General features: G+C 58.8%; 22 protein-coding genes. 17 read left to right on the forward strand and 5 right to left on the reverse strand.

Annotated elements, in window-relative coordinates; all coding sequences use genetic code 11:
* The first annotated feature begins 58 nt into the window (after window positions 1-58).
* Genes bchN through bchL form a run of 3 tightly spaced genes read left to right on the forward strand, consistent with a single transcriptional unit; the run spans window position 59 to window position 3803 of the window.
* On the forward strand, window positions 59-1321 hold the full coding sequence (bchN, locus tag PLUT_RS01130) for a ferredoxin:protochlorophyllide reductase (ATP-dependent) subunit N (protein WP_011356978.1): 1263 nt from the start codon (window positions 59-61) through the stop codon (window positions 1319-1321).
* A gap of 38 nt (window positions 1322-1359) precedes the next feature.
* Window positions 1360-2937 (forward strand): ferredoxin:protochlorophyllide reductase (ATP-dependent) subunit B, encoded by a 1578-nt coding sequence (locus PLUT_RS01135; RefSeq protein WP_011356979.1) that lies wholly within the window; start codon window positions 1360-1362, stop codon window positions 2935-2937.
* 35 nt (window positions 2938-2972) lie between these two features.
* On the forward strand, window positions 2973-3803 hold the full coding sequence (gene bchL, locus PLUT_RS01140) for a ferredoxin:protochlorophyllide reductase (ATP-dependent) iron-sulfur ATP-binding protein (RefSeq protein WP_011356980.1): 831 nt from the start codon (window positions 2973-2975) through the stop codon (window positions 3801-3803).
* A gap of 127 nt (window positions 3804-3930) precedes the next feature.
* Here the strand turns inward: bchL and bchJ are convergent, their stop codons facing one another.
* On the reverse strand, window positions 3931-4503 hold the full coding sequence (gene bchJ, locus PLUT_RS01145) for a bacteriochlorophyll 4-vinyl reductase (protein ID WP_011356981.1): 573 nt from the start codon (window positions 4501-4503) through the stop codon (window positions 3931-3933).
* Entirely contained in the window at window positions 4500-6209 is a 1710-nt protein-coding gene (locus PLUT_RS01150) for an Ig-like domain-containing protein (protein ID WP_011356982.1), read from the reverse strand. Before PLUT_RS01150 ends, bchJ begins: the two co-directional genes overlap by 4 nt.
* 127 nt (window positions 6210-6336) lie before the next feature.
* Here PLUT_RS01150 and PLUT_RS01155 point away from each other — a divergent pair, with 127 nt between their 5' ends.
* From PLUT_RS01155 to PLUT_RS01195, 9 genes are read left to right on the forward strand one after another with little or no spacing between them, the layout of a single operon-like run.
* Complete coding sequence (locus tag PLUT_RS01155) at window positions 6337-7806, forward strand: starch synthase (protein WP_011356983.1); 1470 nt, start codon at window positions 6337-6339, stop codon at window positions 7804-7806.
* Window positions 7807-7809: 3 nt separating this feature from the next.
* Window positions 7810-8394 (forward strand): D-glycero-alpha-D-manno-heptose-1,7-bisphosphate 7-phosphatase, encoded by a 585-nt coding sequence (locus PLUT_RS01160; RefSeq protein ID WP_011356984.1) that lies wholly within the window; start codon window positions 7810-7812, stop codon window positions 8392-8394.
* Window positions 8395-8435: 41 nt separating this feature from the next.
* Complete coding sequence (gene hemW, locus PLUT_RS01165) at window positions 8436-9551, forward strand: radical SAM family heme chaperone HemW (RefSeq protein WP_011356985.1); 1116 nt, start codon at window positions 8436-8438, stop codon at window positions 9549-9551.
* A gap of 21 nt (window positions 9552-9572) precedes the next feature.
* Window positions 9573-12218 (forward strand): glycosyltransferase family 117 protein, encoded by a 2646-nt coding sequence (locus PLUT_RS01170; protein ID WP_011356986.1) that lies wholly within the window; start codon window positions 9573-9575, stop codon window positions 12216-12218.
* 6 nt (window positions 12219-12224) lie between these two features.
* Window positions 12225-13022 carry an acyl-ACP--UDP-N-acetylglucosamine O-acyltransferase gene (gene lpxA, locus PLUT_RS01175; protein WP_011356987.1) on the forward strand — a complete coding sequence of 266 codons (798 nt, stop codon included), beginning with the start codon at window positions 12225-12227 and terminating at the stop codon, window positions 13020-13022.
* An 18-nt stretch (window positions 13023-13040) separates the two neighbouring features.
* Complete coding sequence (locus PLUT_RS01180) at window positions 13041-14030, forward strand: ROK family protein (protein WP_011356988.1); 990 nt, start codon at window positions 13041-13043, stop codon at window positions 14028-14030.
* Window positions 14027-14737, forward strand: a complete 711-nt coding sequence (locus PLUT_RS01185) for a ComF family protein (protein ID WP_011356989.1) — start codon at window positions 14027-14029, stop codon at window positions 14735-14737. The genes PLUT_RS01180 and PLUT_RS01185 overlap by 4 nt, the downstream gene beginning before the upstream one ends.
* 11 nt (window positions 14738-14748) lie before the next feature.
* Window positions 14749-15492, forward strand: a complete 744-nt coding sequence (locus PLUT_RS01190) for a 16S rRNA (uracil(1498)-N(3))-methyltransferase (RefSeq protein ID WP_011356990.1) — start codon at window positions 14749-14751, stop codon at window positions 15490-15492.
* 37 nt (window positions 15493-15529) lie between these two features.
* Complete coding sequence (locus tag PLUT_RS01195; protein WP_011356991.1) at window positions 15530-16600, forward strand: AI-2E family transporter; 1071 nt, start codon at window positions 15530-15532, stop codon at window positions 16598-16600.
* A gap of 99 nt (window positions 16601-16699) precedes the next feature.
* On the opposite strand, the gene PLUT_RS01200 is transcribed toward PLUT_RS01195, so the two are convergent.
* From PLUT_RS01200 to PLUT_RS01210, 3 genes are all read right to left on the reverse strand, one after another.
* Complete coding sequence (locus tag PLUT_RS01200; protein WP_011356992.1) at window positions 16700-17122, reverse strand: nucleoside-diphosphate kinase; 423 nt, start codon at window positions 17120-17122, stop codon at window positions 16700-16702.
* 88 nt (window positions 17123-17210) lie between these two features.
* Window positions 17211-17657, reverse strand: coding sequence for a peroxiredoxin (locus PLUT_RS01205; RefSeq protein WP_011356993.1), 447 nt, complete (start codon window positions 17655-17657; stop codon window positions 17211-17213).
* Window positions 17654-19018 (reverse strand): hemolysin family protein, encoded by a 1365-nt coding sequence (locus PLUT_RS01210; RefSeq protein ID WP_011356994.1) that lies wholly within the window; start codon window positions 19016-19018, stop codon window positions 17654-17656. The genes PLUT_RS01205 and PLUT_RS01210 overlap by 4 nt, the downstream gene beginning before the upstream one ends.
* A gap of 179 nt (window positions 19019-19197) precedes the next feature.
* Here PLUT_RS01210 and PLUT_RS01215 point away from each other — a divergent pair, with 179 nt between their 5' ends.
* From PLUT_RS01215 to PLUT_RS01235, 5 genes are all read left to right on the forward strand, one after another.
* On the forward strand, window positions 19198-21261 hold the full coding sequence (locus PLUT_RS01215) for a hypothetical protein (RefSeq protein WP_041463715.1): 2064 nt from the start codon (window positions 19198-19200) through the stop codon (window positions 21259-21261).
* 159 nt (window positions 21262-21420) lie between these two features.
* A complete protein-coding gene (locus PLUT_RS01220; protein WP_041463716.1) occupies window positions 21421-22134 on the forward strand; it encodes a helix-turn-helix domain-containing protein in 714 nt (237 codons plus the stop codon).
* A gap of 301 nt (window positions 22135-22435) precedes the next feature.
* Window positions 22436-23380: a cysteine synthase A gene (gene cysK / locus PLUT_RS01225; RefSeq protein WP_011356997.1), complete on the forward strand. Its 945-nt coding sequence runs from the start codon at window positions 22436-22438 to the stop codon at window positions 23378-23380.
* A 60-nt stretch (window positions 23381-23440) separates the two neighbouring features.
* A complete protein-coding gene (locus tag PLUT_RS01230; protein WP_011356998.1) occupies window positions 23441-24637 on the forward strand; it encodes a cysteine desulfurase family protein in 1197 nt (398 codons plus the stop codon).
* Window positions 24621-25232 (forward strand): iron-sulfur cluster assembly scaffold protein, encoded by a 612-nt coding sequence (locus PLUT_RS01235; protein ID WP_011356999.1) that lies wholly within the window; start codon window positions 24621-24623, stop codon window positions 25230-25232. Before PLUT_RS01230 ends, PLUT_RS01235 begins: the two co-directional genes overlap by 17 nt.
* Window positions 25233-25236 lie beyond the last annotated feature (4 nt).

Here is a 25236-nt window from a genome sequence, read left to right on the forward strand (position 1 = left end):
AGTTCATAAGTTCCGCCGCCAAGGGCGTTCCCGGCGGTCATAATCAGGAGGAAAATCCATGCTGCAGGTTCCCGGTGATGTCCAGATACTCAAGGAGGATAATGTAACGCACAGTTTCTGCGGACTGGCTTCGGTCGGCTGGATGTACCAGAAGATCAGGGACAGCTTCTTCCTCATCCTCGGCACCCACACCTGCGCGCACTTCCTTCAGAATGCCCTCGGCATGATGATCTTTGCAAAGCCGCGTTTCGGCATCGCGCTGATTGAAGAGGGTGACCTTTCCAAGAACGAGCCTACCCTTGACGAGGTCATCGCTGAAATCAAGGCCGATCACAATCCCTCGGTCATCTTCCTCCTCTCCTCATGCACCCCCGAGGTCATGAAGGTCGACTTCAAGGGTCTTGCCGACCATCTCAGCACTCAGCAAACCCCGGTGCTGTTCGTGCCCGCAAGCGGCCTTGTCTACAATTTCACCCAGGCCGAAGACTCGGTCCTCCACGCCCTAGTTCCATATTGCCCGGTGGCTCCGGCTGGCGAGAAGAGCGTTGTTTTCCTCGGTTCTGTCAACGACGCCACCGCCGACGACCTCCGTGCGGAAGCCGAAGAGCTTGGCATAAAGGTCGGGGGGTTCCTGCCTGAATCCCGTTTCGACCGGATGCCCGCCATCGGACCCGATACCATACTTGCTCCCATCCAGCCCTACCTCTCGCGTGTTGCCGTGAAGCTTGAGCGCGAGCGCGGTTCGCGGACCCTCCATTCCCTCTTTCCGTTCGGTCCGGACGGCACCCGGGTGTTCTGGGAGGATCTCGCCCGCGAGTTCGGCATAGAGGTTGACCTTCGCGATCGTGAAAAGGCCGCATGGGAAAAAATCAGCCGCCAGACGGCCATGCTGAAAGGCAAAAAAGTCTTTCTGACTGCCGATACCATGATGGAGCTGCCGCTCGGCCGCTTCCTCAGAAGCGCCGGTGCGGAAGTCGTGGAGTGCAGCAGTGCGTACATCAACAAGAAATTTCTTGCCAAGGAGCTCAAGGCGCTTGAGGGTGTACGCGTGGTCGAGCAGCCGAACTTCCACCGCCAGCTCGAGGATATCAAACGGCTCCGCCCCGATCTGGTCGTCACCTCGCTGATGACGGCAAATCCTTTCGTCGGGCACGGTTTCATTGTCAAGTGGAGCATGGAGTTCATGCTGATGCCCATCCACGGCTGGTCCGGGGTCATCACCCTCGCCAACCTCTTCGTTTCACCGCTCGACAGGCGCTCGAAGCTCCCGGCGTTCGACAAGGCAGTCTGGCTGGAAGGAGTCATGCCGGCCGCCGAATAAGTATCCTGCAGGAAATGCAATAACAAAAGTTACCGAGTATGCGCTTAGCTTTCTGGCTCTACGAGGGCACCGCCCTTCATGGTATCAGCCGTGTCACCAACAGCATGAAAGGGGTTCACACAGTCTACCATGCCCCGCAGGGCGACGACTATATTACGGCAACCTACACCATGCTCGAGAGAACCCCTGAATTCCCGGCACTCTCCATCAGCGTGGTCCGCGGCCGCGACCTTGCCCAGGGCGTTTCGCGCCTTCCGGCGACCCTGCAGCAGGTCGAAGAGCACTACCACCCGGAGCTATCCGTTATCGCCCCGAGCTGCAGCACCGCACTGCTTCAGGAGGACCTCCACCAGCTTGCCGCCCAGTCTGGCGTGCCGCAGGATAAGCTCATGGTCTATGCGGTCAACCCGTTCAGGGTGACCGAGAACGAGGCCGCTGACGGCCTGCTTACCGCACTGGTGAAGCGCTATGCCGCAGAAGGACCCAAGACGGCGGCACCGACCGTCAACCTGCTGGGATTCACCTCCCTCGGTTTCCACCTGAAGGCGAACCTCACCAGCATCCGCAGGTTGCTGACGACACTCGGCGTGAAGGTCAATGTGGTCGCCCCATGGGGGGCGGGCATCGCAGACCTGAAAAGGCTTCCCGAGGCATGGCTCACCATCGCTCCTTTCCGTGAAATCGGACAGACGGCTGCCGCATATCTTGAAGAGACGTTCGGCGTTCCGACCGAGTATGGCACTCCGCTCGGCGTCGAACCCACGCTCCGCTGGCTCCGTGCCGTTATTGAAAAACTCAACACCGTCGGCGCCAAAGAGGGGGCAACGCCCATTGCAATGCCCGAACTGCACGCATTCTCTCTGGACGGGATGAGCGCTCCTTCAGGCGTACCGTGGTTTGCCCGGACAGCCGACATGGAGAGCTTCAGCAACAAGAAGGCGTTCGTGTTCGGGGATGCCACCACTACGGTCGCCATGGTCAAGTTCCTGCGCGACGAACTCGGCATGCAGATCATCGGTGCGGGCACCTATCTCGAACGTCATGCGGACTGGGTCCGTAAGGAACTAGATGGCTATCTGCCAGGTGCGCTGATGGTCACCGAGCGGTTCCAGGACGTGGCACAGGTCATCGAAGACGAAATGCCCGACCTCGTCTGCGGCACCCAGATGGAGCGTCACAGCTGCCGCAAGCTGGATGTGCCATGCATGGTCGTCTGTCCCCCGACCCATATCGAAAACCATCTGCTCGGCTACTACCCGTTCCTCGGGTTTGACGGTGCCGATGTCATTGCAGACAGGGTGTATATTTCCTGCAAGCTCGGCCTTGAGAAGCATCTGATCGACTTTTTCGGCGATGCGGGCCTTGAGTATGAGGAGCCCTCAGCGTCTTCGGAAAACGGCAGCGCCCCCTTGTCGGCCGGCACGGCAACTCCCGCTGCGGCACCCGAAGAGGGTGGTATGGCATGGACCGACGAGGCCGAAACCATGTTGAAGAAGGTTCCCTTCTTCGTTCGCAAGAAAGTGCGGAAGAACACCGAGAACTTTGCAGAGGAAAACGGCGAGTCGAGGGTGAGCGTCGAAGTGTTCAGGCGGGCGAAGGAATCGCTTGGCGGATAGAACGGTATTTCATCAATCAATTCCCTGATTTCATTATGAGTCTAGTCCTGGCTGTATACGGCAAAGGTGGCATCGGAAAAAGCACCACCAGCGCCAACATCTCTGCAGCTCTCGCCCTCAAGGGCGCCAAGGTGCTGCAGATCGGATGCGACCCCAAGCACGACAGCACGTTCCCCATTACCGGGAAGCTGCAGAAAACCGTCATCGAGGCTCTTGAAGAGGTCGATTTCCATCATGAGGAACTGACTGCCGAGGATGTCATCGAAACCGGTTTTGCCGGCATCGACGGACTTGAGGCGGGCGGTCCCCCGGCCGGCAGCGGCTGCGGCGGCTACGTGGTCGGTGAATCCGTCACCCTGCTTCAGGAGCTCGGCCTCTACGACAAGTACGATGTCATTCTTTTCGATGTGCTCGGCGACGTTGTCTGCGGAGGCTTCAGCGCTCCGCTGAACTATGCCGATTACGCCATCATCATAGCTACCAACGATTTCGACAGCATTTTCGCCGCCAACCGCCTCTGCATGGCCATCCAGCAGAAGAGCGTCCGCTACAAGGTGAAGCTGGCCGGCATCGTGGCCAACCGTGTCGACTATGCCAAGGGCGGCGGCACCAACATGCTCGACCAGTTCGCAGAGAAAGTCGGCACCAGGCTGCTTGCCAAGGTTCCCTACCACGAACTCATCCGCAGGAGCCGCTTTGCCGGAAAGACCCTGTTTGCCATGGATGACAGCGAGGAGGGAAAGGAGGAGTGCCTGCAGCCTTACCTTCAGATCGCTGAGGACCTTCTGTCCGAGGCGCCTATGTCTTCGGTTCCAGTTCCGATCGGCGACCGCGAGATATTTGAAATCGTCGGCGGCTGGCAGTAAACGCATCGTTTTCAGTATAAGCACAAACCCCGCGCCTGCGGGGTTTGTGCTTTCGGTCCGCTTACGTTCCGTGCGCATGATGTTCCCTCCGCTCTGCTTCGGGACGTTGGTACTGCCGGAGCTCTATTCAGATGCTGCAGGTGTAGCGGCAGGTGATGCTTTCGCCTTCCTGGCGGACGTCGGCCCTGATTTTCACGGCAGGGTTGACGAGCTGCTCGAGCAGGTAGGTGAATGTCCCGAGGTAGAAGCTGCCGACCACCGGTACGGAGGGGTGGGTCACTACTACGGTGATGGTGGGCTTTTTGGCGTTGGTATAGCTGAAGTCTCCGCTGCCGGCAAACGTCCAGGCGTTCTTGCTGATGGCGAAGAGAAAGAGGTTGAACGCCGGCCTTGCGGGGAGCAGCTTCAGGAACTTCTGGAAAAGTCCCGGGATGCGGACCCGGAGGAGGTACTGCGCCGTCCGGCTGCCCGACTCCTCGAGGATCGCACCAGTTTTCTGGGACCCGATTTCCGTGTCAAGGGCGGTGACGAGAGCGTGGAATTTCGATTCCTCGACCATCTCCGAGGGGAGGTTTCCGATGAGGTGACTATGGCCGATTTTCTTCAGCAGCTCTTCGGCCTGTGCTTTGCCGAAGGAGGCTTCAAGTGCGGCAACAGTCTGTATGATGGAATTGGGTCCTATGCGGAAAGATGTGCTCATGGTGTAGGGTTTCGGTCCGTTTTTTCGTTTGTGAACGTGATGTCGATGTTTTCTGCCGTCCACTGGGCCCGGACCCTGACGCTGCCTTCATGGACTGCGGAGGGGTCTGCCGGAGTGAACGGGAAGAGCGTGCCGGGATACGGCTGCTGCATGCAGGCGCCGCCCTTTTTTGCCATGGACGGGATGAAAGCGCTGAGGGCGTAGCTGCCGGGGGGCAGCCCGGGAAATGCATATACATACCGCCCGGTTGCGTCCCTCGTGGCTTCAGTACGCCATGTCGCAGTTCCTCTGGCTTCGACGATGACCGGTCCGCCGGATGCCCTGCAGCTTCCTGTGATGCTTCCCATGTCATCGGGGGAGGCTGCCGTGAAGCGCGAGAATGTAGTTCTCTTGGCGCCTGGCCGGACTTCAATGCCGTTGACGAGCGCCGAATCGACCGATGCCCGGTAGGTCGCTCCCGGACGGAACCCTTCTCTCGGACGGAGGGTAAAGGTCTTTGCATCGATTTTCTTCAAAAGGCAGTCAAGTGTAACGGGGGAGTCATCACCCTCTATGGAAAGGCTTGCCGCGCTTCCGACGATGGTTTCCGGGACCGGCTCGGAGAAGCGCAGGACAACAGCTTCCGGGCTGCATGGAATGTCGGCGCCCTGATATCCGGGTCGGCTTTTGTCGGCAGGACTGAAGGTCACCCGGATGGGTAGCTTTTCGACGGTGTGTCTTGTCGGCCAGAAGCTGATAGCCTGTCCTTCTCTTCCGTGGATGCTGATGAGGGAAGGACCTCCGGTATCGAGCCTGCCGGTGAGGATGGTGATGCGCCGGCTTACGCTGCTGCCGGTGCTGCTGAACCAGTCAAGCACCGGGACGCTTTTGCCGGTACGCGGATTGTTGATGGTGACCGCTCCGGGGTTGAAGGTCGCCACGTCGACCGGACTGGTGAAGGTGAGTTCAAGCCTGTTCCTCTCAAGCGGACGGCATGCCGACATTCCGCTTGTTTCACTGTCGATGCCGCCCATCCTGATGATGTGGCGCGTGGTGTCGGGATGGACGACGGCGGCAGTCGTGATGCCGATTGCTTCGCGGTGCCGGTCCCAGCGCATGTCGCCGTTGCTGTCGTTCACCGCAAGCAGACTGTAGGCGCCTTTCTTGAGGTGCCGGAAGCTGAAGTTCCCCGAGCCGTCAGTCTGTGCAAGATAGTCGGGCTTGGCCTGGCGCATGTCCGGTGCCCTTTTTTCTCCATCCCTCAACCTGTACGCCAGGACGAATGCCGAGGCGGATGGCGTCATGTCTTCATTGAAGACCCTACCGCGTACGAGGGACGTATCGATCTGGGGGCCGGTTGAAAAGGGAAGCGTATAGCTCTCGAAGAGACGCTTGTTGAGGGTTACGATGTAGGTCTGGTTCGGTCTGAGCGGGCTGAAGATGTCGATCTCTCCCTCCATGCCGTTCACCGTGACATGGTAGTTGTCCACCTGCGGCGAGAAATGCAGCGAATAGAGCAGCTCCCTTGCGGTTGTCAGGTGGCTGAAAAGAAACCGGATCTTTCGGGGGGAGATGTTTACGGCACCGGAGTCGGGGTCGGAGAAGAAGACTTGCCTCGGCGTGGGGTCGGGTAGGCCTCCGGTCGGCGGTTTGTCTGATGCGCAACCTGCGGTTCCGACGGCCAGAAGGATCAGGAGGGCTTTAAGGATATGCGTGGTGCCCTTCATGTACGTGATGTTCGGTTGACGCCTCAGCCCGGCTAAATTGTATGTGACGATGAAAATTCGTAAATTAAAAACTAAAGCAGTTCTATGAAAGTTTTTGGTGAAAAAATATAGATCGATTGTCCCTTAGATGTCCAGACGAAACTATAAGGTTCTTTATGTCTCCGGCGAAGTATCCCCATTTGTAAGAACCAGCGCCCTGGCTGATTTCATGGCATCGTTCCCCCAGGCTCTCGAGGAGGAAGGTTTTGAGGCCCGCATCATGATGCCGAAGTATGGAACCATCAACGACCGCAAGTTCCGCTTGCATGATGTCCTGCGGCTGTCCGACATTGAGGTCCCGCTCAGGGAGAAGACCGACATGCTCAATGTCAAGGTGACCGCCCTGCCTTCCAGCAAGATACAGACCTATTTCCTATATAACGAGAAGTACTTCAAGCGCAACGGGCTCTTTACCGATGTTTATCTTGGAAACGACCTGAAAGGCAATACCGAAAAGGTAATCTTTTTCAACGTCGGTGTCCTTGAGACCCTCGTGCGTCTAGGCTGGAAGCCCGACATCATCCATTGCCACGACTGGTACGCATCTCTCATTCCCCTGTTGCTCAAGACGGTCTACCGCGACCATGAGTTTTTCAAGGGCATAAAGACCGTGTTGACCATACATAATGCCTACCGCCAGGGTGTTCTTCCATTCAAGGTATTCGAGAAACTCCTTCCCGAAGAGGTCTCCGGTGCGCTCCACAGGAGCGCAGAGAACGTCAACATGCTCTATACCGGCGTCGAGAATGCCGACATGCTCACGACCACATCGAAACTCCATGCCGATGAAATCCTTCATGACGAGATTCCGGGTTGCGGGCTCCAGCAGATTCTTGCCGGACAGAACGGAATCCTCCACGGCATCGTCAATGGCATCGATACTCGCCAGTGGAACCCCTCGACGGATAAACTGATCAAGAAGCGCTTCGCCACCGACCGCATGGATGGCAAGCTTGACAACCGTGCAGCCCTTTCCGAAGAGGTGCACATGCCGTTTGAAGACGGGAGGCCTGTTGTCGGAGTGATCATGCACTTTGACGACTTCCAGGGTGCGGTGCTCATTGAAAAAAGCCTGAAAAAGCTTGTCGCTCTCGATATCCACCTCCTGATCTGCGGTGCCGGGGACAAGAAATATGAAAAATCATTCAGGGATTTTGCCGACGCGCATCCGGACCGGGTGAGCCTCAGCACTGACTGCCCCGAAAGTTTTCTCCATCTTGCCATTGCCGGACTTGACATGCTCGTGATGGCAGGTAAAATCGAGTCGTGCGGGATGCTCCAGATGTTCGCCATGAGCTACGGCACCATTCCAGTCGCCTATGCCGGCGGCGGCATCGTCGAGACCATTGACGAGGTGAGTGAGGGCGGGGGCTCAGGGTTCATTTTCCGAGAGTACACACCCGATGCGCTTGTTTCGAAGCTGCATGAGGCCATCGGCTTATACCATGACAGCGAACGGTGGCAGGAACTTGTCATGCGGGCGATGACGCGTGATTTCGCATGGAAGGGTGCTGCAGAAGAGTATGCCGGGCTCTACCGCGAACTGTTGGGGAACTGAACGATGACAGAAACAATCAAGGTCCTGTTCCTCGATCGCGACGGCACCATCAATGAAGACACCGGCTCCTACGTTGCAACACGGCCTCAGCTGAAGCTGATTGCACGGGCTGGCGAAGCAGTGGCCCTGGCGAAGGCCGCCGGGTTCCGCATCGTCATCATTTCCAATCAGGCGGGTATCGCCCGCGGCATCGCCACCGTCGAGCAGGTGGAGGATGTCAATTTGTACCTCAACGAACTGCTGACAGAAGCCGGCGCATCCTTCGACCGCTGCTACTATTGCCCGTCGCACCCCCAGCACCCCCATCCGGAATACGACCGGTTCGCCGGCTGCCGCAAACCGGAGACCGGGATGGTCGAGCGTGCAATCGCTGATTTCAAGGCCGAAGGTCTCACTGTTGACCGCGATGCATCGTTTTTCATCGGCGACAAGCTGATTGACGTCGAGTGCGGTCTTCGCGCTTCGCTTCATCCCATACTTGTCCGTACCGGCCATAACGAGGAGGAGATCTGCCGCCGTCTGGGCGTGGTGCCTGAGTTCGTGGCCGACGACCTTTACGAGGCCGTTACCGCCCACATCCTCCGCTGAACCGCTCCGCCGCACTGCTGGCGGATTTCCACCCGATTGCCATGCTGAGCCTGTATGTGCACATCCCTTTCTGCAGGAAACGGTGCCCGTACTGCGACTTCTATCTCGTGTCTGGAACCGGCCTCCTCGAGTCGTTCTTTCTGGCGCTCGAAAAAGAGACGGCGGCGAAGGCCGATCTGTTTAAGGCTCAAAGCATCGGCGCCATCCATTTCGGGGGCGGCACTCCTTCGCTTGCGCCGGCGCGGCTTCTCGGCCGGTGGCTTGAGCAGGTTGCGGGTCTTGCTTCGTTCGAGGAGGGCATCGAGATCGCTCTTGAGGCCAACCCTGAAGATGCGGCCGCCCTTCCGGAACTCAGTCAGGCCGGTGTAACCCGCATCAGTCTCGGCGTGCAGTCCTTCTCAGCCTCAAAACTCCGGGCTCTCGGCCGTGCGCATTCGCCCGTTGAAGGCGCCGAGGCCGTCCGGGCGGCCTCGGCACTGTTCGGATCCCTCAGCGTGGACTTGATCTGCGGTGTGCCGGGCGAAGATCTCCCCGCATGGCAAAGCGATCTTTCGACCGCCATCTCTCTTTCTCCCCATCACGTTTCAGTCTATATGCTTTCAGTCGAGCCGAAAACCATCATGCACCGGGACGTGCAGGCAGGCAGTGTATCGGTGCCCGGGGACGCACTGCAGGCCGACTGCTACCGCCACGCCCAGAATGTGTTGCCCGCTGCGGGGTTCGTACAGTACGAGATCTCCAACTTTGCCCTGCCATCTCACCAGTCACGCTACAACCTCGCGAGCTGGGAGCGGCAGCCATATATCGGGTTCGGTCCCTCTGCGCACAGCTTCATCCGCAGCCCGTCGGGCGAGGTCCGAATGGCAAACACACCGAGCCTCTCGGACTACCTGCTTCGTCCAGGGTCGGCTGAAGGGTTCCGTGAGGAGCTCGGAGGGCGAGAACGCTTCATCGAGGAGGTCTTTCTTACGCTCCGCATAAACCGCGGGCTCGATGTTGGGTTTTTGCGAAAAGCGCATAAATTAGGGCATCGGCTTTCCGAGGCTGTAGCGCAGTTCAATGCAAAAGGGTGGATGCGTGAAGAGGGGGGAAAGCTGTACCTGACAGACGAGGGGTTCCTTTTCGCCGATCTCATGGCCGAAGAGTTCATTCCGTGACCGTTAACCAGCAAGGCATCCATGACACACCGGGCAGTCAACCGCTCCATTGCCGCACTTCTTTTTGTTCTGACGGGCGCCGTCTACCTCCTGACCATGGCCCCGACCCTTTCGTTCTGGGACTGCGGGGAGTTCATCGCCACCGCCAGAACCCTCGGTGTGCCGCATCCTCCCGGGGCGCCGCTCTTCCTGCTCACCGGCCGCCTGTTTTCGATGCTCCCCTTCTTCGGTGACGTCGGAGCCCGGGTCAACCTCATCAGCGTGCTCTCTTCGGCGGCGACGATATCGCTCACCTACCTCATCACCGTCCGTCTCATCATCCTCTACCGGGGTACTGCGCCAACGGACTGGGATGGAGCTGAAAAAACAGCCGCATACGGCGGTGCCGTCATCGGCGCACTCGCACTTGCCTTTTCAGACAGTTTCTGGTTCAATGCTGTCGAAACAGAGGTTTACGCAGCCTCTTCGCTCTTTACGGCCGTGGTGGTCTGGCTGATCCTCCGCTGGTACGAAGAGTACCCCCGGGAGGGTCATGAGCGATGGCTGCTCCTGGCAATGTATATGATCGGCCTCTCCATCGGCGTTCACCTGTTGAGTCTGCTCGCCCTGTTTGCCATTGCGCTGGCCTATTACTTCCGCCGTTTCGAAGTCACGCTGAAGTCGCTTGCCATCCTCGCACTTGCCTCATCCGGGCTGTTTTTCCTTATCTACACCCTGATCATCAAAGGGATCCCTGTGCTTCTCCAGATTGCATCGTGGGGTGGCCTGCTCGTTCTGCTCTCCGCTCTCGGCTGGGCTGCATGGCAGACCCAGAGGGCACGGATGGCGATGGCCAATACGCTTGTGATGTCGGTGCTTCTCATCATCATCGGCTACACCTCCTACGGCCTTATCTACGTCAGGGCGCAGGCAGGCCCGCCGATCAACGAAAACAACCCTTCGACCCCCGATGCGTTCTTCTCCTACCTGAACCGCGAGCAGTACGGCCAGATGCCGCTCTGGCCGAGGCGGTGGTCGCCCGAGCCCCTCCATCAGTATCATTACCAGCAGTACGGCAGCGAGCTTGACTATTTTCTTTCCTACCAGCTTGACCGGATGTATCTGCGCTACCTCGGCTGGCAGTTCATCGGCCGACAGGACCAGATGGAAGGAGCCGGGGTCGACTGGTCGGTGCTCTGGGGTCTGCCGTTCCTGCTCGGCCTCGGCGGTGCGTTCGCCCATTTCCGGCGGCAGTGGAAGATGGGGCTGGTTGTAACGGCGCTTTTCATCCTGACGGGGGCCGCGCTGGTGGTTTATCTCAACCAGACGGAACCGCAGCCGCGTGAGCGGGACTACAGCTATGTCGGCAGCTTTTTCGCCTTTGCGCTCTGGATCGGCATCGGCATCGAAAGCCTGTGGTACGGGACCGTATCGCTCCTGAAGAAGCCAGGTTCCTCCACGCGTCTTCTTGCTGCCCTTGTGACGGTCGGCTTGGCGGTCATGCTGGTCGATGCGCGCATGCTCATGGCCAACTACCACAGCCATGACCGGTCGGGGAATTATGTCCCGTGGGACTGGGGGTGGAATATTCTCGAAAGCTGCCCTCCGAACGCCATCCTCTTCACCAACGGTGATAACGACACCTTTCCCCTCTGGTACCTGCAGGAGGTTGAGGGGATCCGTACGGATGTCCGGGTGGTTAACCTGAGTCTTGCCAATACGGGATGGTATCTCCTGCAGTTGAAAAACACCTCCCCGAGGGGGGCCGAGCGTGTCTCGTTCGGCCTGACGGACGAGGAGCTCCGGAACATCACCTACGTCCCGATCGAGCCGGTCGCAGTATCGCTTCCTTCCAGAGATGCGGCCCGAGCCCTCAAAGCCGATGCCGAGCGCCACAGATACACGCTGCCTTCCGCGCCGCTTGACACCATGCGGTGGGAGCTGAAGCCGGGGCTGGTCTATGGAGGCCAGGGGTATCTCCGCCCGCAGGATCTTGCCGTGTACGACATCGTAACCCAGAACTTCGGGCGCCGTCCGCTCTGTTTCGCTCTGACGGTCGATCCCGACGGCATGATCGGCCTTGAGCGGTTCCTTCGCCTCGACGGCCTCGTCTACCGGGTCGTGCCTCTCCAAAGCCCCGACCCGATGAGTTTTGCCGATCCTGCGCTGCTTTACCGGAACCTGATGCAGACCTACCGGTACCGCAACCTCGGCAATCCTTCGGTCAATATCGAGGAAACCGCAAGGCGGCTGTCGGCCAACTATTCGCCGCTCTTCATCCGTCTGGCGCTTGAACTGGCTGGTTCAGAGGGCGCTGCGCTCCCGGTCCGGGATTCATCGGGTCATGAGTATTTTGTTCAGCGTCGGGTGCTTGCGCTGCGGGTCCTTGACCGGGCGACCTCCATGCTGCCGCCCGGGCGCTATCCGCTCAATCCCGAACTGGCAGGCTCTGTCGTCTCCCTGTATGTCCGGCTTGGTGAAAAAGATCGGGCATCGGCGTATATTTCGTATCTTGAAAAACTGGGCAGCCTGTCATCGCCCGGTTCCGACCCGCGCTTGTTTTTTACTCTTGCCCAGGCCTATCGGGCCCTTGGCAGGATTGACGAGGCGAACCGGGTGATCGACACCCTTTCGCATGTCTTGAACCGGCCCGGGCTTGCTAAAGAGTTTGAACAAATGAAGGAATAATCCCCAATGCAGAAGAGCATCCACCCCACAGCGGTCATCGCCGAGACTGCAGTTCTCGGTGACGGCGTCACGGTCGGCCCCTACACGGTCATTGAAGACGATGTCACAATCGGCGAGGGTACAACCATCGCCCCTCATGTCCAGATTGCTTCCGGAGCACGCATCGGTGCCGGTTGCCGGATCCATGCCGGAGCGGTGCTTGCCACGGAGCCGCAGGATCTCAAGTTCAACGGCGAAAAAACAGAGCTCTTCATCGGCGACCGGACGGTCATCAGGGAGTGCGTCACCATCAACCGCGGCACCATGGCCAGCGGCAAAACCGTGGTCGGTTCCGACAACCTGATCATGTCCTATGTGCACTTCGGCCACGACTGCGTGATCGGCAACCATGTGGTGGTTGCCAATTCGGTGCAGTTCGGCGGGCACTGCGAAGTGGGGGACTATGCCGTTGTCGGCGGGCTTGCCGGCATTCACCAGTTTGTGCGCATCGGGCGCTATGCGATGGTCGGCGGGATTTCGCGCGCTGCCCTTGACGTGCCGCCCTTCGTCATGGCCGGCGGCCACGCCTCATTCCGCTATGAGGGGCTGAACGCCATAGGACTGAAACGCAGGGGGTTCACGCCGGAAAAAATCACCCGCATCAGGGATATCTACCGGGTGCTGTTCCAGTCCGGGCTCCTGCTCTCCAACGGACTTGAAAAAGTGCGTCAGGAGTTTCCCGAAGAGCCTGAAGTCATGGAAATCCTCGATTTCTTCAGTTCCGGCACCCACGGCAGGAAGTTCATCAGGCCTTTTAACAGTTAACAGCAGGAATCGCGGCATATGTCCCAATGGGCCATCGGCATAGATCTCGGGGGCACAGCCGTCAAGGCCGCAGTTGCCGGCCGGACCGCCGGCATCATCACTGAAACCACCGTCCCCACAGAAGCCCTGCAGGGTTCCAGCGGTGTGCTCGACCTTATTGCTGCGACAGCAGCAGACCTCTACCGGAGTGCATCGGTCACGCTCGATCCTGCCGAATTCAGGGGCATCGGCCTCGGTGCCCCGGGTGCAGTGGACTGCCTCCGGGGCACCCTCAGCCATCCGCCCAACCTTCCCGGCTGGGAGGTCATCGAACTGAGGCGTGAACTGCAGCAGCGCCTCCACAGTGGCCCCGGTATCGACTGTGAGGTGTTCCTCGACAACGACGCAAACGCCGCCGCATACGGCGAAGCAGTCTACGGAGCGGGTCGGGCATTTCCAGACTTTCTCATGGTGACGCTTGGCACCGGAGTCGGCGGCGGCATCGTTCTCAACCATAAGCTCTACCGCGGGCCGAATGGAACGGCTGGAGAGGTCGGGTTCATGATTGTCGATTACAATGGCTCCTCACTCCATGCCGGCATCCGCGGTACGCTTGAAGGACTCATCGGCAAGGACCGTCTGGTGGAGATGGCGCGGCGGATGATCGCCGAGCACCCCTCTCCGTCTTCAGTCGGAGCTCTCTGCGGCAATGACTGGGCTTCGCTTTCGCCGCGTCATCTCGAAACTGCAGCGCTTGAAGGGGACCTTGCGGCGAAGGACGTATGGACCCGGGTCGGTTCCATACTCGGCACAGGGCTTGCAAGCGTCACTGCGCTTATGGATATCAGGAAGTTTGTCGTCGGAGGCGGGATTTCGGCGGCCGGAGATCTCCTCCTGAAACCAGCCCTCGCGGCACTGCAGCGATCTACCCTGCCTTCCATGCACGATGGACTTTCAGTCGTCAGGGCCGAGCTCGGCAACCGGGCCGGCATGCATGGAGCGGCTGCTCTCTGCTTCAGCGGTGAATGATGGGCGGCGCCTTCGGCAACGAAATGCTCCATCTGCTTTTTCCCGATGTCTGCGTGGTATGCTCGGCCCTGCTTGGTGAGGGTGAGGAGATGTGCTGCAACACCTGCCGCCAGGAGTTCTCCCCCTTTGCCTCTCCTCTGGAGAGCGAAACGATGCTTCGGGCCTCTATTGCCGGGCGGTTCGGTTCCGGGTTCGTGTTTCGCCAGGGATGGTGCCGCTACCTGTTTCACAAGGGGAGTCCGCTCCAGGAGGCACTGCATATGATGAAGTACGGGGGCGTGCATGCGCTCGGCGGTGTGTTCGGTCGGGAACTCGGGGAGTGGATGCTGGTCGGCAGCGGCGGTGAGGTGGTGGTTGACTGCATCGTGCCGGTTCCTCTCCACCGGATGAAGAAAACGGAAAGAACATATAATCAGGCTGAAAAAATCGCTGAAGGCATCGGCGCCGTTATGGCAACGCCTGTCATGGGAAAGCTGCTTGTCCGTACGCGCCATACTGTATCCCAGACCGGTCTTGCCGCTGTTGACCGGCGAAAAAACCTGGCAGGGGCGTTCCGGGCGTCGGGGGTTACCGGCGGGGCCCGTGTGCTGCTTGTCGACGACGTGGTGACCACCGGCTCCACCATGGCAGCAGCTGCCGAAGCCCTCATCGAGGCGGGCGCCGGATCGGTATCCCTTGCAGCTGTCGCCCTGGCGGCAAAAGAGTGAAAGAAATCGTTATGGAGTTGTTTTACGTTCCAGAAGGCAGCGTCGCTGCATCAGTCCGGTCGCTTATGATCGAGGGCGACGAGTTCCACCACCTCAGCCGGGTGCTCCGCAAAAAAGAGGGAGAGCACATCAGGGTTACCGACGGAAGCGGACTTTCTCTTGAAGTTCTCATCACCTCAGTCGGGAAGCGTTCGCTGGAGGGTGAGATACTCGCTCGCTCGGTCGTCGAGCGACCTGCAACCGGGGTGACGGTGGCGATTTCACTCCTCAAGGCGCCCGCGCGGTTCGACTTTTTCCTTGAGAAGGCCACCGAGCTCGGCGTATCGGGCGTCATTCCGATGATGACGCAGCGTACGGTCAGTCAGCCTCCCAGGGAGAGGTTCAAAGGGCGAATGGAGCGGTGGCGCAACATCATGCTCTCCGCCGCACGCCAGTCGGGGCGGTTCCATCTTCCCGTGCTCCATGAGCCCCTCTCGTTCAGGGAGGCTCTCGGGCTCAAGGGATACGACCTCCGGCTGATTCCCTATGAGGGTTCAGGAGTGGTTCCCGAGCTGGACTTTCCGGGGAAAAAGGTACTTTTCCTGATAGGCGGAGAGGGTGGCTTCACGCCGGGCGAAGTCGAGGCCGCAAGTGAGACGGGCTTCAGGGAGATGTCCTTCGGCCGCTCGATACTCCGGGCGGAAAGTGCAGGGATCTTCGCTGTGGCTCTTGTCCGCACGCGGTTGCTTGCAGGACCACCCAGCGAATGGCTCTAACTCGGGGCGGCGACCGCCTCCAACTGAACGATCGACAATGAACAGCATCAAAGCCAACCGGATCATCCTGCTCCTCATAGTCCTCTTTATTTCGGCGCTCTTTTTCGCAATGATCCGCTATTTCCTGATGGCCATTTTCCTCGCGGCCATTTTTTCAGCGCTGTCGATGCCTGTGCACAACCGCTTCCTGCAGTGGACAGGCGGACGCAAAGGGCTGAGCGCAGGGCTGACCATGCTCGCGCTCATTCTCATCGGTTTTCTCCCGCTTGCCCTCTTGCTCGGGGTGGTCGCACTGCAGGCGGTACACATCAGCAGCCAGGCCGTCCCATGGCTGAAGCAGATCCTTGAACCCGCATTCCTCGCTGACCAGCTCCGCACCCTGCCATACTACCCGGAACTCGTGGCATACCGGGAGGATATTCTGCAGCGGGTCGGGGAGATCGTCTCGAACACGGGATCGCTGCTTTTCAAGAAGCTGTTTTCGTTCACATATTCCGCCGTGAACGAGCTCTTCCTGTTCATGATCTTTCTCTATACGATGTTCTTTTTCCTGCGTGACGGTAAACCTCTACTGGAACGGGTCCTCTACTACCTGCCCATGTCCGACGCCGATCAGCAGCGCCTGCTCGACAAGTTTCTGTCGGTGACACGGGCAACCATTAAGGGCACGATGATCGTCGGAGTTGTGCAGGGCGGGCTTGCCGGCATGGCGCTGCATTTAGGCGGCATAGAGAGTGCGCTCTTCTGGGGGACCATCATGACCGTCCTTTCCGTCGTACCGGTCCTCGGCCCGCCCATTATATGGGTGCCGGCTGTCATATCGCTTGCTGCCTCGGGGCGGTTCCCGCAGGCCATCGGGGTGGCTCTGTTCTGCGCCATTGTCGTCGGCCAGATAGACAACATCCTCCGCCCTATCCTCGTTGGGCGCGATACCCGCCTGCATGAACTGTTCATATTTTTTGGTACGCTCGGCGGCATAGGACTTTTCGGCCTGTTCGGCTTTATCATCGGGCCCATCATTGCGGCGCTCTTCATGACGGTGTGGGAGATGTACGGGGAGGCATTCAGCGATTCGCTCCGCGACATCAAGACGCGCAGTGCAGTGTAAGCTATACTGCACTGCGCCCCGGTAAAAACGAAAATGGCCGCCTCAGTTGTCAGTCAGCTGAGACGGCCTTTTTCTCTGTACGGGCTTGAAGCAGGGGGCTCAGTTGGAGCGGACCACCTCTTCTGCTGCGAAAAAGAATCCTGCTTCGACGGCGGCGTTTTCAGCCGAGTCCGAACCATGGACGATGTTTTCGCCTTTGCTGTCTGCGTAGAGTTTGCGGACGGTGCCTTCGGCGGCCTCGGCCGGGTCGGTGGCGCCGATCAGGGTACGGAAGTCTGCAACGGCATTGGCTTTTTCAAGGATCATCGGAACGCAGGGGCCCGAAGACATGAAGTCGACCAGCTCGCCGTAGAAGGGGCGCTCGCGGTGCACGGCATAGAACTCTCCCGCGGTTTCTTTCGTGAGCCTGGTTTTCTTCATGGCCACGACGCGGAATCCTGCGCGTTCGATCTGGTTGATGACGGCACCGATCAGCTGCTTTTTCACGCAGTCGGGCTTGAGGATGGTGAGGGTTCTTTCCATTGGAGTTGGTCGGTTTGCGTTATGATGTACGAAAAAGAAAATGCCTGCGAAGATACAAAAAAGTCAGGGAATCCGCCACCCCGGAGGCTCAGGCTTCGTCGATTTTCAGCAGCAGATCTTTCATCGGCTGGTAGGTGATGGGCAGGAAGTCGCTGTAGGCAAGCTGTACCGTTCCCTCTTCGTCGATGAGCACATAGGCGCGCTGCGACATGCCGAGAAAGCCGATGGCGCCGTAAGCCGTCGCCACCTCTTTTTCGCTGTCGCTGAGGAGGGTGAAGGGGAGCTGGTGCCGGCCGGCAAAGCTTTTATGGGATTCGGAGCTGTCGGCGCTCAGGCCGAGCACTTCGATGCCGCGCCGGGTGAACTCCGAGACATTGTTGCGGTAGTCGCAGAGCTGCGCGGTGCAGACCGGGGTGTCATCGCCGGGGTAAAACACAAGCAGCACTTTCTTTCCCCTGAAGCTTGATAGGGAGACCATCCTGCCCTCGCTGTCGGGGAGCGTGAAGTCTGGAGCGGGCGTTCCTGTTGCAATCATTGGATTCCTGTTTGTCCTGGTTTTCTGTTGATCTTTTCAGCTGTTTCAGTATCGAATTCTACAAGAATGCGCCCGACGCGCTGTCCGTTCATTTTAATGACCCGGAACTGGATGTTGTGCCAGCGGAGCGTGTCGGACACGGCGGGGACTTCACCGAGGCGGGTCATCATGAATCCGCCCATGGTCTCATAAGGAGCCTCCTTTTCCTCGGAAAAGTCATCAGCCTCAAGGCTGAAGGCTGCGAGGAACTCGTCGACAGGAAGGAGGCCATCGATGATCCATGTCCGGTTGCTCCGGCGCAGGATCCGTTTTTCGTCGCGCTCCAAGTCGTCGGCCGGGACGTCGCCGACGATGCTTTCAAGCACATCGGTCAGGGTGATGGTGCCCTCAACCGATCCGTGTTCGTCGATGACGAGCGCCATATGCACCCTGTTTTTGCGGAACAGCTCAAGTACATGGAAGGCCGGGACCGATTCCGGGACGAAGAGCGGGGGTTTCATGGATGCCCGGATTGCATCCTTCATGCCTCCCCGGCCGCTGAGCTCGAAGCTCACCAGATCGACCGACCGTACAACTCCCATGAGGTGGTCGAGGCTGCCTTCGCCCACAGGGAAGCGTGACCGGCCGCTCGCCATGATGGTTGCCGTCAGTTCGCTGTCGCTTTTTTCAAGGTCGAGCCAGTCGGTTTCCGATCGGGGCGTCATCATGGCGCTGGCCCGTTTGTCGCTCAGCCGGAATATCCTGGAAACCATGTCATACTCGACGGATTCGAAGATGCCTTTTTTTGCGCCCTGCCGGATGAGGAGCATCACGTCTTCATCACTGACCAGGGGTTTCTCGCTGCTCTCTATGCCTATGGCTTTCAGTACGAGGTTGGTCGTGCCGTTGATGAGGGTGATGGCTGGTGCGCTGAAGCGGCAGAGCATATCGATGGCTCCGGCGATCTTGAGCGCTATTCTTTCGGGATGCTGCAGTGCGATTTTCTTTGGCGCAAGCTCTCCGATGACGAGGGTGAAAAATGTGACTCCTATCACCACCGTAGCTACGGCAAGTTCTCCGGCATACGCTGCGAGCGATGGAACGCCGGCAATCATGGCAGCAACCGGGCCAGCGAATGCCAGTCCGCTGAATGCGCCGGCAAATGTGCTGATGAGGGTGATGCCGACCTGGATGGCAGAGAGGAAGCGGCCGGGGTTTTCAAGAAGGCGAAGGGCCGTTCCGGCGGAGAGATTTCCTGCTTCGCGAAGCTCATGGAGACGGGTGGCGTTCGAAGAGATGATGGCGAATTCAGCCATGGAGAAAAACCCGTTCGCGGCAATCAGGCAGGCAAGGATCAGGGCTTCCAGTAATTCGGGCGGCATGGGTTCGGATCTGGTTCATCTGTGCCGGGGGCGCGGCGCTTGCAATGGAGCATATGTTCTTTGTGTCACGATCACTAAAATAACAGTTGACGGGGATTTATTTTATGCGTAAGATTTATGCGAAAAATATATATACCAACCATATACACATCTCAACAGGGAGCTGGAGGCTCCAATCCATGGGCATCCGTAGGAAAGGGTGGCTGTTTCTCCCTATTTTCTTCTTCATTCTCGCCTCCTGCGGTTCCGGCATCGAGGATGCCGGCCTGCCGTCAGAGCTTTACCGCCAGGCTCGTGAACATAGTCACAGGGGAGAGTACCAGCAGGCTCTGGGTTGCTACGCGCGGGGACTGGAGGGAGAGAATCTCTCCGAGCCCTCTTTTGAGGCGGTGCGGGCGCTCAATGAAAAGCGCTCGCTTGAGGGCCTGACCGGTTCGTATGCCGCTGCGTTCGCCACGACTGACCTGCTTGCCGGCCTTCCGAAAGGCTCCCTCACCGATTCCCTCCGGACTTCCATGGCCGTCGACCGTTCCCGCTGGCTTGGTGAGCTCGGCCAGCTCAAAGAGGCGGCCGATGCCCTTGACACCCTCAAGAGTCTTTTGCCGGAGGTGAGGCTGCAGCAGGCATCGTATGCGCTTCGCGGAGGGTTCATTGACCGGGCTGAGGGCATCTACGGCAGTCTTGTTTCGAGCCAAGGTGATCCCATCATACAAATGCATGCATGGTCGGGCCTGCTGCAGTGCGGAGCACGCCGGCCGGGAGTTGTGGAAAATGACCTGTTGGATATGGCCCGGAAGATTGTTGCGCTCTCGGGGCGGGTCATGTCGACGAAAGATCGTACGGTCGAGCGTGTGCAGGCGCTCCGCCATGCAGCTTCGAGCCTGCAGCTCACCCAAAAACACCGCCGTGACGCCAGCTTCCTCCTATTCCGGGCGCTCTCGATTGCAGGAGAATCCGGACGGCCATTTCTTGTGGAGGTCCTGCGGCTTGAGTCGAATGCCGCCATTGTTCGCAAATCAGACCCGTTCAGGGAGTCGGCATCATACTTTGAAATGAAGAACATGCCTTATGCCGAGGCCATGGCAAAGTTCATGCTTTCAGGAAGCGAGGGGGTCGACCCGGAAGAGCGGACGACAGCGCTGCAGGGGGGCTTTGTGGCCGCCCGCGATGCGGCCCCTCCCTGGCCGCGCCCCTGGATGCGCCAGCTTGAAAGAGATGCGCTGTTTCAGCTAAACGGGCAACTTCTTGCGAACTCCAGGATTTTTGAACTCTTTGATGCCTCGCAGCAGTCGTCCATGCTGAGACTTTCCCGTGCTCTCCTGCGGAGGGCAGACCTGTTCCGCCCTAAAGGGGCTGAGCCCGACACCATGATGGCCGAGGTCCGCACGCTTCTCCAGAATATGGGCGGACTCCGTCAGCGCAAAGTGGATATGCTCGTCAACGCAGGCGGCGAAGAACGCCGGAGGGCCGCCGACCGGTCGCTCAACATGCAATATGGCCGTTTGCTTGAACTGCTTTCCAGCCTGCGTATATCTCATCCTGTGGCAGCTGAAGTACTTTCGTTCAATCCTGTGACGCTGCGCACCGTCCAGCATGCCCTCAAAGATGACGAGGTGGTGTTGGCACCGGTTCTTTCTGACAGCCTCGCGGCCCTGTTGGTCATCGGTCGGCGGAACGTGCAGATCGCCTCATCCCGCCTTCCGTTCGACAGTGAGCATCCTGCCGCATCACTTGACCTGAATCTCCGCCGTGAACTTGGCGCATCTTCTTCACCCGAGGCCATGCGTGGCGGGGAGTGGGAGTGGTTTGCACGCAGCATGGAGCAGCCGGCCAGAGAAGCCGTGAAAAATTATCGGCGGGTCATTGTGGTTTCCGATGCATTGCTGCCGCTGCACCTCTTCGATGGTGTTGGCAATCCTTCCTCCGGCCGGCAGGTTTCATTCCTGCATTCCTACAGGGAACTGGTGATTCTTCGCGCAAACGAAGCACTTCCTCCTGCTGCTTCCGAGATCTGTTTCTATGATGCCGACGATCAGGACGGCCCTGCGGCTCACAAGATGTTTTTCCCTCGCGACAGGGTGTTCATTATCTGGAAACCCTATGGGGAAGAGGCTCTTGAGGAGATGAAGAGGGAGATTGGGACGTCCATGCAGGAGACTGTTTCGGGCGCAGCTGCGCTGCAGGCGCTTCGTCGGGACAACCCCCGGAAATGGGCGGCAGTTTCCGCATACGGCGTGCAATAACATCAGTCGCGCCAGAGGATTCCGATTGCGGTTTTGATGTTTTTCTGATGCATTCCTGTCCCTGTGTTTTTTATTGATAAGTTTTCTTTGTGTTTTTGTAAATTCTGTGTAGTGCCTTTGCTTTACCCTCATATCAACGGCAACCCCTGAGCAGCGGTTATGGAGGATCCCCTTATGCAGGAACCCTTATCCGGCAGTTCCATACTGTCCCGTGTTGCTAACGATCTGAAGGCCGCCCGTATGCAGCGGGGCCTCTCGTTGGACGAGACCAGCAGGATACTCTCGATTCAGAAATCGCATCTCGAGAAACTTGAGGCGGGCGATTTCACATTTTTCCCCGGCGCCTACGTTCTGGCTTATATAAAGGAGTATCTCCATGAGATGGGTCTTGGAGATGAAGACCTTCTTGACTCATGCAGAAAAGAGCTTTCGGTCTCCACAGGCCTCAAACGGCATGCCGTTCCGGAAGGTGCTGCCCGAGAGGCCGCTCGGGCTTTCGGAACCTCGAAGCTGCAGCTTGTCTTTGATTTCGTTTTCAGCAGGAGAAAATCGATGGCCCTCGTTGCCGGTGCCCTTCTGCTCGCTGCAGTGTTCGCTATCGTTTTCCGGTTCCTGCCCTCCCGCGAAGCTCGCCTTTCAACTGTACCTGCGGCCCCTGCGGAGTTGCTTCCCGACTCCTCATCGGTTCCATCTGCCGCCGAATCCGTCGAGCCCGCATTGCCGGCAGTGGCGGCCTCTTTGCCTGCACCTGTTGCGCATGCCGCAGTGCCTGCTCACGCCAAGCTCCCCACCCCGCCTCCTCCAGTCCCTGTCGACGCCGCCGCCGAATCCCGCTCAGAAGAGCTGGCCATTCCCCCGGCACCTGCCCAGTAGCCGACAGTCGTTCCCCATGCCCTGCCGCTGCCGTGCAGGCCGGTGCTTATAATTGAGATAAAAAAAGTCTCATTTATCGGAATTAATTGTTATCCTTCTGTATTATGGGCTGTAATGAGTCTTGTTTCAGTGGGAGCTGTTCACAATTGTCAAGTCCCGCAGGGTGGTTTCATAAGCCCGTGTGGCGCGCTTCTACCCTTCAGCGGTGAAGGACGCGTTGTGATTCCATCAGTTAATTCCCTATTATCCATTTTTCCGGGGCGGAACTCCATGTCCGCTTAAGGCCATAGATGTACTGCAGATGAAGATATATGATGACATTACCGCTACCGTAGGGGAAACGCCCCTCGTCAGGCTCGGCAGAATGTCGGAAGGCTGCCGGGCCACGGTCCTCGTCAAGCTCGAGTCGTTCAATCCGATGTCCAGCGTCAAGGACCGCATTGCACTTGCCATGATCGAAGATGCCGAGCAATCGGGCCGGCTTCGCTCCGGGACCACCATTGTCGAGCCGACAAGCGGCAACACCGGCATCGGTCTCGCATTTGCCTGCGCGGCAAAAGGGTATCGGCTCATCATCGTCATGCCCGACACCATGAGCGTCGAGCGGCGCCGGCTGATGGAGATCTTTGGTGCAGAACTGGTGCTGACACCTGGAACCGGCGGGATGAAGCAGGCTATTATGGAGGCGGAGCGGCTGGCGGGGGAGATTCCCGGGAGCCTGATGCTCCAGCAGTTCCAGAATCCGGCCAACCCTGCAATGCACCGCAGGACGACCGGAGAGGAGATCTGGCGCGACACTGACGGCTCCGTGGACGTCTTTGTCGCAGGAGTCGGTACGGGAGGAACCATAACGGGTGTGGGCCAGTTCCTCAAAGAGCACAAGCCGGCCGTCAGGATCATTGCTGTCGAACCTTCCGACTCTGCGGTGCTGTCCGGCGGAGAGCCCGGTCCGCACAAGATCCAGGGCCTCGGGGCGGGTTTCGTTCCTGCGGTGCTTCAACGAGAGGTGATCGACGAGGTTATTACTGTCGGCAGCCAGGAGGCAGGGGCAGCGGCCCGCGAGCTCGCACGGCGGGAAGGTATACTTGCAGGCATCTCTTCGGGTGCGGCGCTTGTTGCAGCCCTGAGGGTTGCAAAACGTCCCGAAATGGACGGGAAGACGCTGGTCGTGCTGCTTCCCGACAGCGGAGAACGGTATCTTTCAACCTGGCTTTTCGACGAGACGGGCGATGGGGTCCGGGCCTAAGGCCAAAGCGGGCCCCTGACCACAGACATTGACAGTCCAACTAGAATTGACGCAGTTCACATGAAGGTTTATTTTGACAACAACGCCACGACTCCCCTGCACCCTGAGGTGAAGAAGGAGATGACGGCTGCCATGGAAATGTACGGCAACCCTTCCAGCATGCACGCTTACGGCCGTGAGGCCAAAGCAAACGTGGAGGATGCACGGCAGCGGGTCGCCAGCTTCATCAATGCCGATGACCGGGAGATCGTCTTTGTCGGCAGCGGTTCGGAAGCCAACAACACGGTGCTCTCACTCTTTGTCTGCGCTTCAGCGCAGTGTATTCCCGGCACCACCGCCCGGGGGACCATCATCACCACCAAGATTGAGCACCCCTGCGTGCTTGAAACCTCGGAGTGCCTTATGCACCGCGGGGTCAATGTCAAGTTCCTCGACGTCGACCGGTACGGCCGGGTCGACCTCGACCAGCTGAAAGATATGCTCAACGATGACATCGGACTGGTGTCGGTGATGATGGCCAACAACGAAATCGGCACCATGCAGGACATTGCGGCCATTACAAACATGGTGCACGAGTGCGGAGCGTTCATGCATACCGATGCGGTCCAGGCGGTCGGCAAGGTTCCTGTGGACGTTCGCGCCCTCGGTGTGGATTTCCTGACCATGTCGGCGCACAAGATCTACGGACCGAAAGGTGTGGGCGCCCTCTACGTGAAGCAGGGCACCCCTTACTGTCCCCTCATCAGGGGCGGTCATCAGGAGCGCGGACGGCGCGCGGGCACGGAAAACACACTCGGCATCCTCGGGCTCGGCAAGGCCGTCGAGATGCGCGCGCTTGAAATGCACGATGAGCACGACCGGCTTCTCGGGCTGAAGGAGTTGCTGCGGAAGGGCATCGAGGACAAGATCGACGACATCCATTTCAACGGCCATCCGACGGAGTCGCTCGCCGGTACCCTCAACGTATCCTTCCCCGGGGCGGAAGGGGAGTCCATCCTGCTCTACCTCGACCTTGAAGGTATTGCCGTATCCACCGGCTCGGCATGTGCTTCCGGATCCCTCGATCCTTCCCATGTGCTGCTTGCAACGGGTGTGGATGCGGAACGGGCGCACGGTTCGATCCGCATAAGTCTCGGCAGGGAGAGCACGACGCAGCACGTCCAGCATATGCTGAACGTGCTGCCGGGGGTCATTGAGAGAATAAGAAACATGTCAACGGCATACATAAAAGGAGGAACACATGCTGCAAGCAGGTGAGTGGGCATACAGCGAGAAACTGAAAGAGCATTTCATGAACCCGAAGAACATCCTGCAGGGTGAGGAAACCGACCAGTTCGACGGCGTCGGCATGGAGGGCAACCTGCAGTGCGGCGACCAGATGATGGTCGTGATCAAGGTCGATCGGGAAAAAGAGATCATCACCGACTGCCAGTGGAAAACATACGGTTGCGCCAGCGCCATAGCCAGCACCTCCATCCTCTCCGAAATGGTCAAGGGCATGACCCTCACCGAGGCATTCAATGTTTCTCCGAAGGATGTGGCCAAGGAACTCGGCGGCCTGCCGGAAAACAAGATCCACTGCTCGGTGCTCGGCGACAAGGCCCTGCGTGCCGCAATCAACAACTACTATGTCCGCAACGGCATGGAAGACAGGGTGCTGGAGGAGAAGGCAAAGATCGTATGCCAGTGCATGAACATCACCGACCACGATATCGAAGAGGCTGTACTTGAGGGTGCGCGCACCTATTTCGAGCTGCAGGAACGCACGAAACTCGGAACCGTCTGCGGCCAGTGCAAAGATGAGGCGGAAAGCCTGCTTGAAAAGTTCAAGCACCTTCATTTCGGGGCATAGGGGA

It is taken from the genome of Pelodictyon luteolum DSM 273 (assembly GCF_000012485.1).
Classification (GTDB): domain Bacteria; phylum Bacteroidota; class Chlorobiia; order Chlorobiales; family Chlorobiaceae; genus Chlorobium; species Chlorobium luteolum.

Bases quoted from the DNA above. Each gene is read 5' to 3' on its own strand.
- lpxA (WP_011356987.1), top strand. From the start codon at position 12,225: ATGCAGAAGAGCATCCACCCCACAGCGGTCATCGCCGAGACTGCAGTT.
- PLUT_RS01170 (WP_011356986.1), top strand. From the start codon at position 9,573: ATGACACACCGGGCAGTCAACCGCTCCATTGCCGCACTTCTTTTTGTT.
- bchN (WP_011356978.1), top strand. From the start codon at position 59: ATGCTGCAGGTTCCCGGTGATGTCCAGATACTCAAGGAGGATAATGTA.
- PLUT_RS01200 (WP_011356992.1), bottom strand. From the start codon at position 17,122: ATGGAAAGAACCCTCACCATCCTCAAGCCCGACTGCGTGAAAAAGCAG.
- PLUT_RS01210 (WP_011356994.1), bottom strand. From the start codon at position 19,018: ATGCCGCCCGAATTACTGGAAGCCCTGATCCTTGCCTGCCTGATTGCC.
- PLUT_RS01155 (WP_011356983.1), top strand. From the start codon at position 6,337: ATGTCCAGACGAAACTATAAGGTTCTTTATGTCTCCGGCGAAGTATCC.
- PLUT_RS01150 (WP_011356982.1), bottom strand. From the start codon at position 6,209: ATGAAGGGCACCACGCATATCCTTAAAGCCCTCCTGATCCTTCTGGCC.
- PLUT_RS01220 (WP_041463716.1), top strand. From the start codon at position 21,421: ATGGAGGATCCCCTTATGCAGGAACCCTTATCCGGCAGTTCCATACTG.
- PLUT_RS01230 (WP_011356998.1), top strand. From the start codon at position 23,441: ATGAAGGTTTATTTTGACAACAACGCCACGACTCCCCTGCACCCTGAG.
- PLUT_RS01160 (WP_011356984.1), top strand. From the start codon at position 7,810: ATGACAGAAACAATCAAGGTCCTGTTCCTCGATCGCGACGGCACCATC.
- PLUT_RS01180 (WP_011356988.1), top strand. From the start codon at position 13,041: ATGTCCCAATGGGCCATCGGCATAGATCTCGGGGGCACAGCCGTCAAG.
- PLUT_RS01205 (WP_011356993.1), bottom strand. From the start codon at position 17,657: ATGATTGCAACAGGAACGCCCGCTCCAGACTTCACGCTCCCCGACAGC.
- PLUT_RS01235 (WP_011356999.1), top strand. From the start codon at position 24,621: ATGCTGCAAGCAGGTGAGTGGGCATACAGCGAGAAACTGAAAGAGCAT.
- PLUT_RS01135 (WP_011356979.1), top strand. From the start codon at position 1,360: ATGCGCTTAGCTTTCTGGCTCTACGAGGGCACCGCCCTTCATGGTATC.
- hemW (WP_011356985.1), top strand. From the start codon at position 8,436: ATGCTGAGCCTGTATGTGCACATCCCTTTCTGCAGGAAACGGTGCCCG.
- PLUT_RS01215 (WP_041463715.1), top strand. From the start codon at position 19,198: ATGGGCATCCGTAGGAAAGGGTGGCTGTTTCTCCCTATTTTCTTCTTC.
- bchL (WP_011356980.1), top strand. From the start codon at position 2,973: ATGAGTCTAGTCCTGGCTGTATACGGCAAAGGTGGCATCGGAAAAAGC.
- bchJ (WP_011356981.1), bottom strand. From the start codon at position 4,503: ATGAGCACATCTTTCCGCATAGGACCCAATTCCATCATACAGACTGTT.
- PLUT_RS01185 (WP_011356989.1), top strand. From the start codon at position 14,027: ATGATGGGCGGCGCCTTCGGCAACGAAATGCTCCATCTGCTTTTTCCC.
- cysK (WP_011356997.1), top strand. From the start codon at position 22,436: ATGAAGATATATGATGACATTACCGCTACCGTAGGGGAAACGCCCCTC.
- PLUT_RS01190 (WP_011356990.1), top strand. From the start codon at position 14,749: ATGGAGTTGTTTTACGTTCCAGAAGGCAGCGTCGCTGCATCAGTCCGG.
- PLUT_RS01195 (WP_011356991.1), top strand. From the start codon at position 15,530: ATGAACAGCATCAAAGCCAACCGGATCATCCTGCTCCTCATAGTCCTC.